This window comes from Streptomyces sp. NPDC100445, from assembly GCF_044759735.1.
Taxonomy (GTDB): domain Bacteria; phylum Actinomycetota; class Actinomycetes; order Streptomycetales; family Streptomycetaceae; genus Streptomyces.
On the sequence record NZ_JBIVZV010000010.1, the window covers coordinates 1 to 16410 of the forward strand.

The window sequence follows — 16410 nt, forward strand, 5'->3', positions numbered from 1 at the left end:
CGCGGCGCGCGCGCCCGCCGCGGGGGGGGGGGGGGGCCCGCGCGCGCCGGGGGGGGGGGGGGGGCCCCCGCCCGGGGGGGCCCGGGGCCGGGGCCCGCCCCCCCCCCCCCCCCCGGCCCGGGTGGGGCGCGGCGGCCGTACGGGGGCACGGCGGCCGTGCCAGCGGGGTCGGTCACTCGTCGTCGCTGGTCATGACCGGGCGGGAGCGGCCCGGTTCGGGGAGTTCGGCCATCTCCGAGCGCACGACCAGGACGTCCCCGATGAACAGGTCGTAGACCAGGATGCCGATGGCGCCGCCGACCAGCGGGCCGACGATCGGGATCCACCAGTAGGCGCTGAACGCGCCGGACACGGACCCCGGGAACGCCAGTCTGTCCCAGCCGGCCACGTAGGTGAGCAGGCGGGGGCCGAAGTCGCGGGCCGGGTTGATGGCGTACCCGGCGTTCGCGCCGTACGACATGCCGATGGCGGCGACGACGAAGCCCACGATCAGCGGCCCGAGGTTGGCCTTCACGGCCTGGTTGCGCAGGTCGATGACGGCGGCGATCAGCATCAGCAGGAACGCGGTGCCGACGATCTGGTCGATCAGCGGTCCCCAGATGCCGCCGTGGAAGTACGGCGCCGGGAACGTCGCGAAGATCGAGAAGGTGGCCAGGGTGTGCCCGTTCGTCTTGGGTCCCGGCGACGCGCTGTCGAAGGCGCTGATCGCGTTGTGGTAGACGAGGTAGACCAGGGCCGCCCCGGTGAAGGCGCCGACGATCTGCGCGATCCAGAACGGCACGACCTTGGCCCAGGAGAACCCGCGGCGCAGGGCCATCGCCAGGGTCACCGCCGGGTTGAGGTGGGCGCCGCTGATGCCGCCGGCGACGTAGACGCCGAGCATGACGGCCATGCCCCAGCCCCAGGTGATCAGCAGCCAGTCGCCCGCCGCGAGGAAGATGGTGGTCGTGGTGGCGGCCCGGCCGGAACCGGGCAGTGCGGCGACCGCCATCGCGACCACGCCGCAGCCGAAGGAGATGAGGACGAAGGTCCCGAGGAACTCCGCCAGACACTCGCCGAGCAGCCCGCCACGGCTTCTGAGCCGCGACGGCTTGACGAGCGCAGGGATTTCCACAGCCATGGAGGCCCCCTTTGAGAGAGCAGATGCGCCCAACATCGCCATATTGGCCCATAAAGTCACTCTCCGCAGGGTGACGGCCCTGGCGTGACGGACCTCAGGCGTCGCTGGGTGCCCCGGTCGGCACGGCGGACGCCCGCTCCCGGGCCCGCACGCGCTCCTCCCGCACGGCCGTGACGGTCCGCACGGCGAGCGCCCCGGCCACGGCGGCCCCGATCACGGCGGCGTCACTCACCAGCAGCGGCCACACACCGCTGTACGCGCGGCCGATGAGCTGGTCCGTGGAGTCCTCGTAGACGAGGCCCACCCCGCTGACCATCCCGATCAGCCACAGCGCCCACCACACGTTGACGGAGACGGGCAGCCTGCGCCCCGGCGCGATGCGCCGGAACGCGTCGGCGACGATCCCCCGGGGGAACCACAGGTTGACGACCGGCACGAACCACCCGAGGTACAGCCAGATCCCGGCGTACCTGGGTGGCTCCCCGGAGAGCTCCCGCGCGTCGTCCCGCAGCCGCGTCAGCCAGGACAGGAACAGCACGGCGCACAGGACCACCGCGCCGCCCCCGATGGCGGTGACGAGGTGGTAGGAGTCCTCCAGCGCGGTCAGCGGGCGGTGCTGTCCGCCGCCCTGGTCCGGCGGGCCGGACGCCGGTTCCCCGGCCAGCGCCAGCCGCACCTCCCACACGGCCCGCGCCACCCAGGCGGCCCCGGCGAGGAGCAGCCCCCCGGCTGCCGGCCGGCCCATGGTGCCCACGGACCGGCGGTCGGGGAGAGCGCCGGTCCGGTACATCTGTTCGGTCATCGGCTCATCCTGCCACCGGCTGCGGGCGGCTCACGCCATCCAGAAGAACACCGCCGTCATGCGCTTGTCCGCCGGCGTGCGCCCGGTGTAACCGGTCGCGCTGTGCACGAGGTTGGCGTGGTAGAGCAGCAGGCGGTTGTACCGGTGCGGGACCCGGACGTCCTCCTCGAAGGCGTCCGGGGCGACGAACCGCGTGCCGAGGGCCTCGACCAGGTTGGTGTGCGGGGCCGCGACGACGTTCCCGCCCAGCCGGCCGCCGGACAGGCGCTGGCGGTGGAAGCTGGTGCCGTACTCCCCGGCCACGTCGGGATTGAGGTAGAGGACGGCCGCGTACCGGCACAGGGCGCGCGAGTCGGTGTGCGGGCGGGGCTCGCCCTCCCCCTCGCCGACGACCTGCACGCAGTTGTGGTTCAGGGTGCCGCCGCCGGGCGTCTGCTGCACCCACAGCTTCCGCGCCCCGGTCGCCTTCCTCACCAGTTGCTCGATCCGGGCCAGTTCACCCGGTTCGAGGGCGGGCATGGCGCGCAGCCCGGGCCAGCTCTCGGAGGTGTACGGGTACCCCTCGGTCCAGTCGTCCCTCGCCAGGCACCGTTCCCGTACGACGTCGACGTCGGGCAGGGCGTCGTCCAGGACCCAGTAGTCGCGGCCACGGGTGGGCCGGCGGTAGGGCAGGACGGGCAGCGCGGAGGCGGGCCGGGGCGGCGGTTGCGGGGGCATGCGGTGAATCTAGGGCCGCGTCGGCGGGGCTTCTCCCGGGGACGGGTCAACGTTTCGGCAACCGTTCGCCATGGTCACCAACACCTGGCAATGCCGGGACGGCGACGAGGACATGCGGAATTTTTACCCGCGCGGCAGAGACGAACCGCCGCGCCGTCCGTACTGCTGTGCGTCCCCACCGCCCGGGTTCCGGCCACGGGCGGATCAAACGACCGGACAGGAGGCACGGTGCGCTTCTCGCGGAACGCGACGGGAACTCTCTTCGTGGGCGGTGCGATGGCCCTGACCCTCGCGGCACTCGCCTACCCGGGCATGCTCGGGCTGAGCACCGTCTCCAGCTCCCCCACCCGGGTGATCGCCAACACCCAGTGGGGCCCGCTCACCGAGTCCGACCGGGACTTCGTGGTCAAGGTGCGGGCGGCCGGGCTGTGGGAGTACCCGGTGGGGCAGATCGGGCTCCAGAAGGGCACCACCAAGGGCGTGCTCACGGCCAGCAAGCACCTGATCGACGGGCACGCGGCACTGGACACCACCTGCCGCAAGGTCGCGCCCATGCTGAACATCACCCTGCCCAACCTCGCCAGCCCCCAGCAGCAGGGTTTCGTCAGCCAGCTGAAGTCGGACACCGGCAAGCAGTTCGACACCGACTTCGCCAACATCCTGCGGATGACCCACGGAGCGATCTTCAACACCATCGCCAAGATCCGGTCCACCACCAAGAACTCGCTGGTCCGGGCGCTGGCCGACCAGGCCAACGACACCGTGCTGGACCACATGACGGTGATGGAGAAGACGGGTCTGGTCGACTTCGACCAGACCCTCTTCCAGCAGACGACCCCGCCGAAGCTCCCCGACTCCGACGTGACCCCGCCGCCCCCGGCCGCGGGCCAGCCGGAGGTGGTGCTCACCCCGCCGCCGAACGCGACCTCCACCCCGGTGGACATCGACGGCCTCGCCGGCGGCGGTGCCGGCCCGGCCCCCGGCGCGGACCCGAGCCCGAGCCCGACGGTGCGCTAGGCACCTCGGCGGGGACCGGGCCCTAGGCCAGCCACACGGTGGTGTCCGGGGGCAGGGTGCCGTCGCCCGGGAGCGGGGCGCTGCTCAGCAGGACCTCGCCCGGCGGGAGCCCGACCGGCGCCGCGCCGAGGTTGGTGACGCACCGCCAGGCCCCGCCGCGGGTGAGGTCCAGCACCCCGGCGGGCGCCCCGGGCGTCCAGTCCAGCGTCTCGCCCTCCAGCAGCTTGCGGCGCAGCCGCAGCGCGGTGCGGTACAGCTCCAGCGTGGAGCCCTCGGCGCCGGCCTGCGCCTCCACGGCGTACTCCGCGAAGGACTCCGGCTGCGGCAGCCAGGCGGCGCCGGGCCCGAAGCCGTACGAGGGTCCGGTCGTCGTCCACGGCAGGGGCACCCGGCAACCGTCGCGGCCCTTGCGGACATGGCCGGTGTGCTCCCAGATCGGGTCCTGGAGCACCTCGGTGGGCAGGTCGGCGACCTCGGGCAGGCCCAGTTCCTCGCCCTGGTAGAGGTAGGCCGATCCGGGCAGCGCCAGCATGAGCAGGGTCGCCGCCCGGGCCCGGCGCAGGCCCGCCGCCGTGTCGACCACGGGCGCGGCGCCGCCGGACAGCAGCCAGGCGGCCGGGTCGGTGCCGGGCGGCAGCACGAGGCGGGAGGCGTGCCGCACGACGTCGTGGTTGGACAGCACCCAGGTGGCGGGGGCGCCGACGGCACGGGCGGTGGCCAGCGAGGCGGTGATGACCTCGCGCAGCTCCTCCGCGTCCCACGGGGCGCCCAGGTACTCGAAGTTGAACGCCTGGCCGAGCTCGTCGGGGCGGGCGTACAGGGCCCGGCGGGCGCCCGGCACCCAGGCCTCGGCGACGGCGGTGCGCGGCGGGCTGTAGGCGTCGAAGACCTTGCGCCAGTCGCGGTAGATCTCGTGGACCTCGTCGCGGTCCCAGTACGGGTGGGTGCCCGGCGCGACCGCGAGCAGGGCCTCCTCACCGGAGGCGCCGACGTCGCCGACGTCCCGCAGCGGCTCGGTGAGGTCCTTGGCCAGGCCGTGGGCGACGTCGACGCGGAACCCGTCCACCCCCCGGTCGGACCAGAAGCGCAGGGTGGTCCGGAAGTCGGCGCGGACGTCCTCGTGGTCCCAGTCGAGGTCGGGCTGCTCGGGGGCGAACAGGTGCAGGTACCACTCGCCGTCGGGCAGCCGCCGCCAGGCGCTGCCCCCGAACAGCGACTGCCAGTCGGTGGGCGGGAGTTCACCGTGCGGGCCGCGGCCGGCCCGGAAGACGTAGCGGTCGCGGGCGGCGGAGCCGGGGGCGGCGCGCAGCGCCTCTTGGAACCAGGGGTGCCGGTCGGAGGTGTGGTTGGGGACGATGTCGACGACGACCTTCAGGCCCAGCCGGTGCGCCTCGGTGACCAGGGCGTCGAAGTCGTCCAGGGTGCCCAGGCGCGGGTCGACGTCCCGGTGGTCGGCGACGTCGTAGCCGCCGTCGGCGAGTTCGGAGGGGTAGAAGGGGCTCAGCCACAGGGCGTCCACGCCGAGGGTGGCCAGGTGGTTCAGGCGCTGGGTGACGCCCCGGAGGTCGCCCAGGCCGTCGCCGTCGGCATCGGCGAAGCTGCGCGGATAGACCTGGTAGACGACGGCCTGCCGCCACCAGTCGGGGTTCCTGGACGAGAGGTCTGCCATGCCGGCTCCCATGGACGGACGACGTACGGACTCTGTATCTGTCCACCTTGCCCGGAAAGGGAACCTTTTCGAGCCCGGTCAGGGGGCGCAGTGCTCCAACAGGCCACGCACCTGCGCGTCCACCACCCGGTACCGCACCACGCGCCCCTCCTTCTCCCCGGCCACCACCCCGGCCGCCCGCAGCAGCCGCAGCGCCTGGGAGACGGCCGGGTCGTTCATGCCGGTGGCGATCGCGAGGTCGGAGACGGCGAGCGGGCCGGTGCGGTGCAGGGCGAGCAGCAGCGCGAGCCGGTTGGCGTCGGCCAGGAGGGAGAAACGCCCGGCCCAGGTGCGCAGGTGCTCCGCGTCGCCGATGGCGGCGATCGCCTCGCACACCCGGTGACCGTCGATGGTGCGACGGTCGGCTCGGTCGGCAGGGACGAGATGCATGGCACCATCCTCGCAGGCGCGGATGTGATCTTGAATACCTGCGCAGGTGCGCAGCTATGCAGCGGAGTGTCCGCCCCTCTACGGTGATCGGGCCGTGGTGCTCGGGAAGTCGATGCAAGGTCGACGCGGCCCTCGCCACTGTGATCAGGGAGTTCCCGTTCCGTCCGGCAGCCGCCGGGCCACTGGTCGTACGACGACCGGGAAGGCAGGGACGGCGGACGTGGACCTGTAAGCCAGGAGACCGGCCACGGCAGCTCACGAAGTGATCCACGAGGTGCTGGAGCGTGAACCTGATGACCGACGCCACGTCTTTCCGCTGGCGACGTGAGGACACCGTCAAGACGGCGGGGCTGATGGCGGTGATAGTCGCCCTGCACGTCGTCGCCTTCGGGATCCTCTTCCTCCTCGTCGCCCCCGAGCACTACCGGGTGGGCACCGACGTCTTCGGCGTCGGGCTCGGCGTCACCGCCTACACCCTCGGCATGCGGCACGCCTTCGACGCCGACCACATCGCCGCCATCGACAACACCACCCGCAAGCTCATGGCCGACGGCAAGCGGCCCGTGTCCGTGGGCTTCTGGTTCGCGCTCGGCCACTCCAGCGTCGTCGTCCTGCTGGCGCTGCTGATCGCGGGCGGCACCTCCCTCGCCGGGAAGGTCATGAACGAGGGGTCCAGCACCCACCAGGTGCTCGGCGTCCTCGGGACCACGGTCTCGGGCACGTTCCTCTACCTCATCGCCGCCCTCAACCTGGTCGCGCTGGTCGGCATCCTGCGGGTGTTCCGCGCCATGCGCGCCGGGGCGTACGACGAGAAGCAGCTGGAACAGCACCTCGCCGCGCGCGGCTTCATGAACCGGCTGCTCGGCCGGCTCACCAACTCCGTGTCCCGGCCCGGCCAGATGTACCCGCTCGGCTTCCTCTTCGGACTCGGCTTCGACACGGCCACCGAGGTCACGCTGATGGTGATGGCCGGCTCGGGCGCGGCGGCCGGCCTGCCCTGGTACGCCATCCTGTGCCTGCCGCTGCTCTTCGCCGCCGGCATGAGCCTGTTCGACACCCTCGACGGCACCTTCATGAACTTCGCCTACCAGTGGGCGTTCTCCAACCCCGTCCGCAAGGTGTTCTACAACCTCGCCATCACCGGCCTGTCCATCGCCGTCGCCTTCTTCATCGGCACGATCGAGCTGGTCGGCGTGGCGCACGAGAAGTTCGACCTGCACGACGACATCACCGGCTGGGTCGCCGGCCTCGACCTGGACAACGTCGGCTACCTCATCGTCGGCCTGTTCGTCGTCGTGTGGGCGGCGGCCCTGACGTACTGGCGGGTCGCCAGGGTGGAGGAACGCTGGTCGCGGCGGGTGCCGGCCCCCGCGGACTGAGGCCCGTCGGACCGGCCTCAGCGGCCCACGGTCTCCAGGTACAGCCGCACGTACCGGTCCACGTCGACCTCCAGGGCCACGTCCACCAGGGCGTGGTCACGGCGGCCGCCGTGGATCTCGGACTCGCCGGGGCGGGGCCGGCGGTCCACCACCGTCTGGCCGCGGGCCGGGCCCGGGGCCAGCACCACCTCGACCGGCAGCAGCCGGGTGGTGAGGCCCCCCGGGTCCGCCACCGCGCACACCGCGCCCGCGTCGCCGAGGCCGCCCGCCTCCTCCGCCTCGGGCGGCCCGCCCTGCGAGGTCGGCCGGTGGGCGAGGAGGTCACCGGCCAGGCGGGTGCCGGGCTCGTCGCTCGCGCGCAGCCGGTGCACCTCCGTGCCGGGCACCACGACCCGCTGGAACACGTCCAGGCCGTACATAGTGATCGGCACCCCGGCCGTGAGCAGGACCGCCGCCGCCTCCGGGTCGTGCCAGACGTTGAACTCGGCGACCGGGGTGGCGTTGCCGACCGCCACCGCCCCGCCCATGAACACGATCCGCTCGATGTTCCGCGTCACCTCCGGGTGGGTGCGCAGCAGCAGGGCGATGTTGGTGAGCGGGGCGGTCGGGACCAGCGTCACCGGGCGCGGGGAGGCCAGGATCTCCCGGTGCAGCAGGGTGACGGCGTCCACGGCCGCCGGGGCCCGGGTGGGCGCGGGCAGGCCGAGGTCGCCCATGCCGTCGGTGCCGTGCACGTGGCGGGCGGAGCGGGCCGGCTCGATCAGCGGGCGTTCGGCGCCCCGCGCCACCGGGACGTCGGGCGCGCCCGCCCGCTCCAGCACGGTCAGCGTGTTGCGGACCACCCCGTCGACGTCGGTGTTCCCGGCCACGCACGTCACCGCCCGCAGATCGAGACCCGGGTGGCGTACGGCGAACAGCAGGGCCAGGGCGTCGTCGACGCCGGTGTCGCAGTCGATGATCACGGGAATCGGCTCACCGGTCACAGCGCACTCCTTCCGTCGTGCCGACCTTAGATCAGCCGACGCCCCCCGACCGGAGTCGGAACGCTCCCGTCCGTCCCGGCACCCGGCCCGGAGCGGGACGGGGCGCCCCGCGGAGGAGGGCCGGATGGTCGTGGGCGGTGGCGTCCGCGTGCGCCGGGGCGGGGGTTCGGGCGCGGGGCGGGGCGACCGGGCCGGCCGTGCGTGCGTCGGGGGGTGCGGCGTACGGGCGTACGGGCGTACGGGGTGGGGCGTGGCCCAGTACGGCGAAGTGGCCGGTCGGCGCGCCGGGCGGCCGCGCGGTCTCGGCGTGCGGCCGTGCTCGGGCCGGTCCGGGAGGGGACCGCCACGGGACACCGGCCGCCGCCGGGCAGGTGTCCCGCGGTGTCCCTCACCCGGACGGACCCGGAGCGCTGGTGGGGCGGGTGGGGCGGTGGTGCCGTGGGGGCAGGCGTCCCGCCGGCCCGACGCAGCCCAGGAGGCACCGTTGATCCCCGCGACAGGCACCCGCATATCCCGGCTCCCCCGTGCCGTCCTGCTCCCTCTCCTCGGCACCGGTCTGCTCACCGCGGGCGGCTGCGCGGCCCTCGGGCTGCACCCTCCGGCGTCCGCCCCGCACCCCCTGCCCACCGTCGACCGGCCGGCCCCGACGCCCAAGGCGTCCACGCGGCCCGACGGGTCCACGCTCAGCGACGAGCAGGCGCAGGCGGCGCTCGTCACCGAGTCGGACCTCGGCGCCCCCTGGACACCCACGAGCGGCGCGGCCACCTGGCGGGACGGACTGCTGAAGGCGACCACGTCGGCCGGGGAGTGCCAGCGCCTGCTGGACGCGCTGTACAGCGACGAGCCGCTCGGCGCCCCCGCCCGCGCCGCCGTCGGCCTGGACGACACCGACACCGACGCCCAGCTCCGCTACCAGATCGGCAGCCGCCGCCCGGCGGACGTGGACGCCGTACTGGCCTGGCTGCGGACGATGCCGGCGCTGTGCGCGCGGTTCACGGCCACCACCGGGACGGGGACCGTGGAGGACGTACGGGTGACCGACGCGCCGCTGCCCGAGGTCGGGGACGCCCGGCAGGGCCTCAGGATCAGCGTGGCCGGCACGGCCCCCGACGGCGGGGAGAGCCTGCTCACGCTGGACCTGGCCGCGGTCCGGGTCGGCGCGGACTCCTTCGCCCTCACCAACGGCGGCCTGGGCGACGTACCGAACGACGCGACGCAGGCCGCCGTGCAGGTCGGCGCCCTGCGGCTGGCCGACGTCCGCAGACAGGGCCGCGCCCAGGTGTGACGCTCACAGCGGCGGGTGGGCCGGGGCGGGGCCGAGGGTGGTGGTGCCCGGGACGGTGCGGTGGCCCAGGCCGGTGCGGTAGGCGTCCAGGGCCGCCTCGACGCGGCCCGTGCGGCGCAGCAGGTCGCCCAGGAGGCGGCACAGGTCGGCCAGGTCACCGGAGGCGCCCGCGCGTTCCAGCAGGCTGAGGGCGCGGACGTAGTGCTCCTCGGCGGCCTCGGTGTCCTCCGCGTCCTCGGCGATGATGCCGAGCAGGCGGTGCGCGGCGGCGGCGTGGACGGCGCCGCGCTCGGAGGAGAAGTCCCCGGCGACGCCCCGGAGCAGCCCGGCGGCCTCCTCCGACTTGCCCCGGCGGTGCAGCACGTCGGCGAGTTCGACCGCGGCCTGGCTGCGGTAGAGGGCGGCCCGGCTCTCCGCGAGCATGGTGTGGGCCTGGCGCAGTTCGGCCTCGGCGCGGTCGAGTTCGCCGTTCTGCGCGCAGACGTAGCCGCGCATCCAGTGACAGTTGGCCAGTTCGGTGCGCAGGCTCAGCTGCCGGTACAGCGCGGCGGCCTTGGCCAGGGAGGCGTCGGCCTCGGCGGCGCGGCCCTCGGCGAGCAGGGTGCGGGCGACCGAGCGGTGCATGCGGGCGATGAGCGCGGGATCGCCGGCCCGCGGGGCGAGCGCGAGGGCGTACTCGGCGGCCTGGGCGGCGCGGGCGTGGGCGCCCATGTCCATGTAGGGGCCGATGACGCCGGCGTAGAGCAGCAGCAGGGCGTCGGGATCGTGCAGTCCGCCCCGGTTGAGTTCGTCGAGGGCGGTCTCCAGGAGGTAGACGGCGTAGCGGAGTTCACCGGCGAGGTAGTGGGCGACCGCCCGGCCGCGCAGGGCCGGCACGCGTACCGGGAGCGGCTCCCCGGCGAGCTGTTCCTCGGCCTGTTCGAAGCACTGCCGGGCCCGGGTCAGCTCGCCGGTCTCCAGGGCGCACTCGCCGAGTCCGAGCAGGGCGGCGGCCTGTTCGCGGGCGAGCCCGTGGGCCTCCGCCTCCGCCCGCACCACCCCGTACTGGGCGGCCGCCTCCTCGGCCCGGCCGTCGGCGAGGACGCGCTGGGCCTCGGTGAGCCGCAGCCTGAGGCCGGTGGCGAGGTGGGCGGGCCGGCCGACGGTCAGCTCCTCGAAGGCCACCTGGAGCCGTCCGGCGATGTGCCTGAGCGCCTCCTCGGAGGCCCGTACCCGTCCGGCCTCCAGGGTGGAGATGTAGGCGGGGGTGTAGGCCGGTTCGGCGAGCTGGCGCTGGGTCAGTCCGCGCTCGGCGCGCAGCCGCTGCACGCGCCGCCCGATGACCTCGGGGTCGTCCCTCTCCCGCACGCGTCTCATCCCCAACTCCCCCGGTGCCCCTTGCCGTTCACCTTCGGCAGCCCCTAGGTTAAATGGCGGGTCAAGCATGCTTGATACGCCGCTTTCGTGTTGCGAGGTAGCCGTGTCCGGACGTACATCCGCACCCTACGCACGCCCCGGCGCCCCGCTGCGCCCGATGGGGGCGCCCTCTCCCGCGCGCGGGGTGATCGCGGCCGTCGTCGCCGCCACGGCCCTCCTCCTCGCGGCCAACGCCGGCCCGGCCCGGGCGGCGGTCCCCGCCCCCGCCCCGGCGGCGGCCCCGGTGGCGCACCAGCCACCCCGGCACTGAGCCGGCCCCGCCCGGCGTCCCCGGATCAACCGGCCCCAGGGCCCCCGTTTGTCAGAGGCATGACCTACTCTGTGCGGACTCGTCACGCGAGGCACGCACGGCTCGGCCGCCAGGGGGCTCACGCGGCGCCGTGCCCGCGCGCGGCACCCAGTCTTCTCCATTCGTTCCGGGGGGTTCGAATCAGCGTGCACAAGCGCTCTCTCACGGCCGCCACCGCTCTGGCGGTCCTCTTCGGCTCGGCGGCTCTCGCCACCACCGCCGCCCATGCCGACTCCACCGCGGCCCTGCCGGTCAAGGCGACCGGTGACATCGTCGTGGACGCCGTCCACCGGCAGGTCTTCGTCAGCGACCCGCTCAACGGCAAGATCGTCGTCACCGACTACACCGGCCGGGTCCTCAAGCAGCTCACCACCGACCTCTCCGGCGTCAGCGGACTGGAACTGTCCGCCGACTCCGGCACCCTCTACGCGGCCGTGCGGGACCTCGACGCCGTCGCCGTCCTCGACACCGCCACCGACACCGAGACCACCCGGTACGCGGTCGGTGACAAGCCGCTCAGCGTCGCCCTCGCGGGCGGCCGGCTCTGGTTCGGCTACGGCGGCGCCGCCGCGGGCGGCATCGGCTCCGTCGACCTGGCCGACGAGCGGCACGAGGTCACGCTCGGCCAGGACAGCAGCTGGTACCAGGCCCCGCTGCTGGACGCCGCGCCCGGCTCCGCCACGCTCGTCGCGGGCGCCGTCGAGCAGAGCCCGGTCGAGCTGGCCTCCTACGACGTCTCCTCGGGCACCGCCACCAAGCTGGCGAGCACCCGGGAGGCCGGCAGCATGCTCGGCGACCTCCAGGTCACCCCCGACGGCAAGGACGTCGTCGTGGCCAGCGGCGCGCCCTACTACCAGCAGGTGTTCCGGACCTCCGACCTCGGCGAGGACGGCAAGTACGTCACCAACGCCTACCCGAACTCCGTCGCCGTCGCCCCCGACGGCACGGTCGCCGCCGGCATCAAGGGCTCCTACGACCCGGACGTCTACATCTTCCGCCCGGGCGGCAGCGAGGCGCTGCGCAGTTACGACTTCGGCCAGAGCGGCGGCCTGCTGGCCCCGGCCGGACTGGCCTGGGCCCCGGACGGCTCCCGGCTGTTCGCCGTGACCAGCGACAGCGCGGGCGCCTACTCGCTGCGCGTCCTCACCGCGCCCGCCAAGGCGGCCGTCACCGTCACCGTGGACGCGCCGGCCACCGCCGCCCGCGCCCAGCGGCTCACCGTCAAGGGCAGTGCCGTCTCGAAGGACGCCCTCCCCGCCGGCACCAGGCTGACGGTGACCCGCACCGACCTGGAGTCGCCGAAGGGCAAGGCCCTGGCCGCGGCGGTCACCCGGGCCGACGGCACCTTCTCCTTCACCGACACCCCGCCCGCCGGCGGCAAGGTGAAGTACACGGTGGCGTACGCGGGCGACGCCGGCCACGCGGCCGGCTCCGGCTCGGACACCGTCGGCGTCTCCCGCGCCAGGCCCGCGCTGAGCGTCGGCAACAACGGCAAGGTCTACGCGTACGGCCAGGACGTCAGGTTCACCGCGCACCTGGGCAAGACCCACACGAACCGCACGGTGGAGATCTGGGCCGACCCGTTCGGCCCCGACAAGCCCGCCAGGCTGGTGAAGTCCGGCAAGGTGAATTCCCGCGGCGACCTGTCGGTCACCCTGGACCTGAAGCGGGACACCAAGGTCACCGCCAGGTTCGCGGGCGACTCCCGGTACACGTCCGCCTCCGCGTCCAGCACCGTCGGCGCCAAGGTCAGCGTGTCCATGTCGCTCGCCAACCAGTACCGGTCGAAGTCGGCGTGGGGGCACACGTACGCCTTCTTCCACAAGTCCAAGGACCCGCTGGCCACCACGAGGATGCCGTACTACCCGGGCCGGGCGCAGAAATTCGAGTTCGAGGTGTACTACCAGGGCCGCTGGTACCCGGGTGACCCCGCCTACTTCGCGCTGGGCTCCGACGGTGTCTCCCGGGTCCGCATCAACGGCGACCACGGCCAGGACGTCGGCTGGCGGTTCCGGATCCGCTCGTCGTACCTCAACGGCGCCTCCGGCGACACGGTGAACTCCACGACGCACGGCGCCTGGAAGTACTTCACCTACACCAAGTAGCGCTACCGGGCGGTCTGGAGCTGGCGCAGCTGCCGCTGGACGTTCTCCAGCGCGCCGCGCCGGCGGCCCGGCACCCGCAGCCGCAGCTCCGCGAGCGCGGGCCCGAGTTCCCGGGCCCGCGCCGTGTCGTCGATACGGCCCCACTGGTGGTGGGCGCGGTCCACGGCCGCCTCCACGGCGGGGGCGTCCACCGCCTGCCCCGCCGCGAGCCGGGCCGCGGCGACCGCCAGCCAGGCCCGGCAGCTGCGCGCCGGGTCCCCCGCGAACATCGCGAGGTCGGCCCGGACCTCGGTCCAGTGCAGCGCCTGCTCGGAGCCGGCCCCGTGCGCCCGCGCGGCGGCCTCCTCGTGCCGCGCGGCCAGCCCGTCGGCCTCCGCGTGCCGCCCGGCCCGCACGGCGGCGCTGATGGCGGCGTGCGGATCGTCCGGGCGCGCGGCGCCACCGCTGCCCCCGGCGGGACGGGGGACGGCACCGCCCGGTGGAGGGCCGGCCGGTACGGCGGGCGGCACCCCGTCCACGGCGGCGGCACCCGGGACCGCGCCCACGCCCACGCCCACGCCCACGCCCGCCAGGAGCGCGTTGCCCCGGGTCTCCTCGGGGATGCGCTCCAGCGCCTGGCGGTGCAGGACGTCCAGCGGCGGCCGGTGACCGCTGCGCAGCAGCGTGGCGACCGTCCTCATGTACGCCGGCCCGGCCGCCCCGCGCCGCCCGGTCGGCGGGGCGACCCGCCCGTACACGGCGGTGGTGGGGCCGGCGTCGAGGCCGCGCTCGGTGACGTACCGCCAGGCCTCCGCGTCGGCGTGCAGGTCGACGACGAGCGCGGTGTCCGCGGCGGACCGCAGGCGCAGCTCCTCGCGGATCCAGTGCCAGGGCACCGCCGTGTAGCGGACGGTGGCCGGGGTGGTGCGGGCCAGGGCCAGGTGCGGCTGGTGCTGGCGGCGGTCCAGGTGCAGCTGGCCGGTGAGGTACACGGTGAGCGGGCCGGGCGCGGCCGCCGCGGCGCGCAGCCGGGTGAGGACGGCCTGCGGTTCCAGCGGGTCGGCGAGCTCGACCACGTTGGCGGTGTCGGCACCGGACAGCACGGCCGGGGCGACGGCCGCCAACACCGGCAGCACACCGGCCGCGTCCACCAGGCGTCCCCGGCCCAGCGGCGACGCCGCGAGCAGCAGCACGGTTCCGGGCATCGTGCCTCCCCCTGTCACCAGTGGATCCGCTTACCAGCCAGCACCGTAGCCGCTGGCACTGCTCACCGGCGCTTCAGGCGCGCAATCGTCCCCGTTCGGGGGGTTCGCGCACCACGTGTCCCGCCCGGCGCACCGCGAAGACGGTGGTGTCGTCCTCCAGCCGTCCCCGGCTGTGCCGCAGCACGCCGTCGCGGACCCGGCGGACCAGCAGCCGGGGCTCGGTGCGGCGCGGGTCCTCGGCGACCGCGCGGCCGATGTCGTCGGCCAGCGGGTAGAAGGCGCCGTGCCCGTCGTCGTCGCGGGCCTCGGTGACCCCGTCGGTGACCAGCAGCAGCGTCTCGTCGGCGGCCAGCGGCACCCGGTGCACCGGCGGCAGCACGCCCGTGAGGTCTCCGAGGCCGAGCGGGACGCCGTCGCCGCTGGGCAGCTCGCGCAGTCCGCGCGGACCGACGGCGAGCGGCGGTTCGTGGCCGAAGTTGACCAACTCGACGGTGTCCGGGTCGTCCTCGGGGAAGCCGATGAGCACGGCGGTGGCGAAGCGGTCGCCCTCGTCGTGGCCGAGCGCGGCGCAGTGGCCGCGGTGCCGCTTGAGCCTGGTCTCCAGGCGGGCCGCGACGGTCGCGAGGTCGGGTTCGTGGTAGCCCGCCTCGCGGAAGGTGCCGAGCAGCGCGGCGGCGGTCTCCACCGCCCCGAGGCCCTTGCCCTGCACGTCGCCGACGAGCAGCCGGGTGCCGTGCGGACCGGGCTGGATGTCGTAGAAGTCGCCGCCGACCCTGGCGTCCACGTCGGCGGCCAGGTAGACCCCCGCGTGCTCCAGGCCGCCCCAGTGGGCGGGCAGCGGGCGCAGCACGGTACGTCGGGTGGTCTCGGCGATGTCCCTGATGTGCAGCACCTGCCGTTCCTGGCGGACGCGCACGGCGGCGGCCAGGGTGGCGAGGAGACCGCCGAGGGCGACCAGCAGGAAGTTGGCGAACCCCGCCCGGTACTGGTCCGGCCAGACGCTGTCGACCAGGACGTACGCGACCAGCGACAGCACGCTGTAGGCGGCCGTCGTCCACACCCCGCAGATCGCGGCGGCGATGCCCGGGACCAGGACGATCCAGGAGATGATCCGGAAGTCCTCGCCGGTGTTGAGGTCCAGCAGGACGACCCCGACGAGCAGCAGCAGCGGCGGCAGCCAGGCGACGCTCCGCCCGCGGAGCCGCAGCAGCGGGCGCTGCCGCCCGAACTCCATCCTCGTCATGGCGGCCAGCCCTCCATGGCTTCAGCCAAGCACGGCGGCCATCGGCCCGCATCCGGGCACCGCTCCCTCACCCGACCGGCCGAGTTGCCGGGCGGTGCGCCCCGGTGTGCCCTGGAAGGCGGGGGCGGATCGGGGGGCGAGGACAGGAAGGAGTGCTCCCATGGCTCAAGCGGCACCCGCACCCGACGGCATGTCCCGGCCCGGCCGCACGCCCGAGGCGGAGCGGCGCGACACCGACGTGCGCCGGCGCCCGCCGGACGTGTTCGACGCGCGCACCCACCGGATCGCCCGGCTGGCCGGCCCGGTCGCCACGGGGCTGGTCTACGGCTACTGGGTCGCGGCCGTCAACCGCTTCGGCGGACCGATCACCGGCTGGAACGTGCTGCTGGGCGTGGTGAGCGGGCTGGTGTTCGCGGTGCTGTCCGCGGCCCTGCTGGTGCTGGCCCCGCGGCTGCGGCGGGAGGTGCACGCCCTGCTGTGGGCGGTGTTCGCCGGGTGCGCGTTCGGGTTCCTGTACAGCCAGAGCGACATCACGGTGGCGGGGGCGACGGTGCTGTCCCTGATCGTGGCGGCGGGCGTCTTCGCCATGCTGTTCTACCGGTACTACACGCACGAGGACGCGTACGGGCGCCGGATCCGCTGAGGACGGGCGGTGGGGGGGGCCCGCCCGCCCGCCCCCCCCCCCCCCCCCCCCCCGTGCCCCCCCCCCCCCCCGGCCGCCCCCGGCCCCCCCGCCCCCCCCCCCACAGAAAACCCGACCGGGGGCGCCCCC

15 protein-coding genes and 1 riboswitch are annotated in these 16410 nt (G+C 74.7%); of the genes, 6 read left to right on the top strand and 9 right to left on the bottom strand.

The window, feature by feature from the left end; all coding sequences use genetic code 11:
* Positions 1–172 precede the first annotated feature (172 nt).
* The 3 genes from ACIQVT_RS22860 to ACIQVT_RS22870 all read right to left on the bottom strand — a co-directional run bounded on the left by ACIQVT_RS22860 (position 173) and on the right by ACIQVT_RS22870 (position 2639).
* Positions 173–1120 carry an MIP/aquaporin family protein gene (locus ACIQVT_RS22860; protein ID WP_403756842.1) on the bottom strand — a complete coding sequence of 316 codons (948 nt, stop codon included), beginning with the start codon at positions 1118–1120 and terminating at the stop codon, positions 173–175.
* Positions 1121–1214: 94 nt separating this feature from the next.
* On the bottom strand, positions 1215–1922 hold the full coding sequence (locus tag ACIQVT_RS22865) for a DUF4328 domain-containing protein (RefSeq protein WP_403756845.1): 708 nt from the start codon (positions 1920–1922) through the stop codon (positions 1215–1217).
* 30 nt (positions 1923–1952) lie between these two features.
* On the bottom strand, positions 1953–2639 hold the full coding sequence (locus ACIQVT_RS22870; protein WP_403756848.1) for a DUF6445 family protein: 687 nt from the start codon (positions 2637–2639) through the stop codon (positions 1953–1955).
* A 264-nt stretch (positions 2640–2903) separates the two neighbouring features.
* On the opposite strand from ACIQVT_RS22870, the gene ACIQVT_RS22875 reads away from it, so the two are divergent.
* Positions 2904–3656, top strand: coding sequence for a DUF4142 domain-containing protein (locus ACIQVT_RS22875; protein ID WP_403757704.1), 753 nt, complete (start codon positions 2904–2906; stop codon positions 3654–3656).
* A gap of 22 nt (positions 3657–3678) precedes the next feature.
* Here ACIQVT_RS22875 and ACIQVT_RS22880 read toward each other — a convergent pair whose 3' ends face one another.
* Together ACIQVT_RS22880 and ACIQVT_RS22885 are read right to left on the bottom strand one after the other, a co-directional pair.
* Complete coding sequence (locus tag ACIQVT_RS22880; RefSeq protein WP_403756851.1) at positions 3679–5325, bottom strand: glycoside hydrolase family 13 protein; 1647 nt, start codon at positions 5323–5325, stop codon at positions 3679–3681.
* A 78-nt stretch (positions 5326–5403) separates the two neighbouring features.
* Complete coding sequence (locus tag ACIQVT_RS22885) at positions 5404–5754, bottom strand: ArsR/SmtB family transcription factor (protein WP_403756854.1); 351 nt, start codon at positions 5752–5754, stop codon at positions 5404–5406.
* A 78-nt stretch (positions 5755–5832) separates the two neighbouring features.
* Positions 5833–6019, top strand: a riboswitch (cobalamin riboswitch).
* 28 nt (positions 6020–6047) lie between these two features.
* On the opposite strand from ACIQVT_RS22885, the gene ACIQVT_RS22890 reads away from it, so the two are divergent.
* Positions 6048–7133 carry a HoxN/HupN/NixA family nickel/cobalt transporter gene (locus ACIQVT_RS22890; RefSeq protein ID WP_403757707.1) on the top strand — a complete coding sequence of 362 codons (1086 nt, stop codon included), beginning with the start codon at positions 6048–6050 and terminating at the stop codon, positions 7131–7133.
* A 17-nt stretch (positions 7134–7150) separates the two neighbouring features.
* Here the strand turns inward: ACIQVT_RS22890 and ACIQVT_RS22895 are convergent, their stop codons facing one another.
* Positions 7151–8116, bottom strand: a complete 966-nt coding sequence (locus tag ACIQVT_RS22895; protein WP_403756857.1) for a nucleoside hydrolase — start codon at positions 8114–8116, stop codon at positions 7151–7153.
* 484 nt (positions 8117–8600) lie between these two features.
* Between ACIQVT_RS22895 and ACIQVT_RS22900 the strand changes: the two genes are divergently transcribed.
* Complete coding sequence (locus ACIQVT_RS22900; RefSeq protein WP_403756863.1) at positions 8601–9401, top strand: hypothetical protein; 801 nt, start codon at positions 8601–8603, stop codon at positions 9399–9401.
* Positions 9402–9404: 3 nt separating this feature from the next.
* On the opposite strand, the gene ACIQVT_RS22905 is transcribed toward ACIQVT_RS22900, so the two are convergent.
* A complete protein-coding gene (locus tag ACIQVT_RS22905; RefSeq protein WP_403757712.1) occupies positions 9405–10748 on the bottom strand; it encodes a helix-turn-helix domain-containing protein in 1344 nt (447 codons plus the stop codon).
* Positions 10749–10914: 166 nt separating this feature from the next.
* On the opposite strand from ACIQVT_RS22905, the gene ACIQVT_RS22910 reads away from it, so the two are divergent.
* Positions 10915–11067 carry a hypothetical protein gene (locus ACIQVT_RS22910; protein ID WP_403756866.1) on the top strand — a complete coding sequence of 51 codons (153 nt, stop codon included), beginning with the start codon at positions 10915–10917 and terminating at the stop codon, positions 11065–11067.
* A gap of 185 nt (positions 11068–11252) precedes the next feature.
* Entirely contained in the window at positions 11253–13211 is a 1959-nt protein-coding gene (locus tag ACIQVT_RS22915) for an Ig-like domain repeat protein (protein ID WP_403756869.1), read from the top strand.
* 2 nt (positions 13212–13213) lie between these two features.
* Here ACIQVT_RS22915 and ACIQVT_RS22920 read toward each other — a convergent pair whose 3' ends face one another.
* Together ACIQVT_RS22920 and ACIQVT_RS22925 are read right to left on the bottom strand one after the other, a co-directional pair.
* The gene (locus tag ACIQVT_RS22920) at positions 13214–14395 is read right to left on the bottom strand and encodes a hypothetical protein (RefSeq protein WP_403756872.1); all 1182 of its coding nucleotides are present in this window, start codon (positions 14393–14395) and stop codon (positions 13214–13216) included.
* A 73-nt stretch (positions 14396–14468) separates the two neighbouring features.
* A complete protein-coding gene (locus tag ACIQVT_RS22925) occupies positions 14469–15638 on the bottom strand; it encodes a PP2C family protein-serine/threonine phosphatase (RefSeq protein WP_403756875.1) in 1170 nt (389 codons plus the stop codon).
* 160 nt (positions 15639–15798) lie between these two features.
* Here ACIQVT_RS22925 and ACIQVT_RS22930 point away from each other — a divergent pair, with 160 nt between their 5' ends.
* Entirely contained in the window at positions 15799–16281 is a 483-nt protein-coding gene (locus ACIQVT_RS22930) for a hypothetical protein (RefSeq protein ID WP_403756877.1), read from the top strand.
* Positions 16282–16410: the final 129 nt, after the last annotated feature.

What these genes read in the sequence shown, in the direction of transcription:
- ACIQVT_RS22920 (WP_403756872.1), bottom strand. Translation starts at nt 14,395, where the DNA reads ATGCCCGGAACCGTGCTGCTGCTCGCGGCGTCGCCGCTGGGCCGGGGA.
- ACIQVT_RS22880 (WP_403756851.1), bottom strand. Translation starts at nt 5,325, where the DNA reads ATGGCAGACCTCTCGTCCAGGAACCCCGACTGGTGGCGGCAGGCCGTC.
- ACIQVT_RS22925 (WP_403756875.1), bottom strand. Translation starts at nt 15,638, where the DNA reads ATGACGAGGATGGAGTTCGGGCGGCAGCGCCCGCTGCTGCGGCTCCGC.
- ACIQVT_RS22860 (WP_403756842.1), bottom strand. Translation starts at nt 1,120, where the DNA reads ATGGCTGTGGAAATCCCTGCGCTCGTCAAGCCGTCGCGGCTCAGAAGC.
- ACIQVT_RS22870 (WP_403756848.1), bottom strand. Translation starts at nt 2,639, where the DNA reads ATGCCCCCGCAACCGCCGCCCCGGCCCGCCTCCGCGCTGCCCGTCCTG.
- ACIQVT_RS22930 (WP_403756877.1), top strand. Translation starts at nt 15,799, where the DNA reads ATGGCTCAAGCGGCACCCGCACCCGACGGCATGTCCCGGCCCGGCCGC.
- ACIQVT_RS22910 (WP_403756866.1), top strand. Translation starts at nt 10,915, where the DNA reads ATGGGGGCGCCCTCTCCCGCGCGCGGGGTGATCGCGGCCGTCGTCGCC.
- ACIQVT_RS22865 (WP_403756845.1), bottom strand. Translation starts at nt 1,922, where the DNA reads ATGACCGAACAGATGTACCGGACCGGCGCTCTCCCCGACCGCCGGTCC.
- ACIQVT_RS22885 (WP_403756854.1), bottom strand. Translation starts at nt 5,754, where the DNA reads ATGCATCTCGTCCCTGCCGACCGAGCCGACCGTCGCACCATCGACGGT.
- ACIQVT_RS22890 (WP_403757707.1), top strand. Translation starts at nt 6,048, where the DNA reads ATGACCGACGCCACGTCTTTCCGCTGGCGACGTGAGGACACCGTCAAG.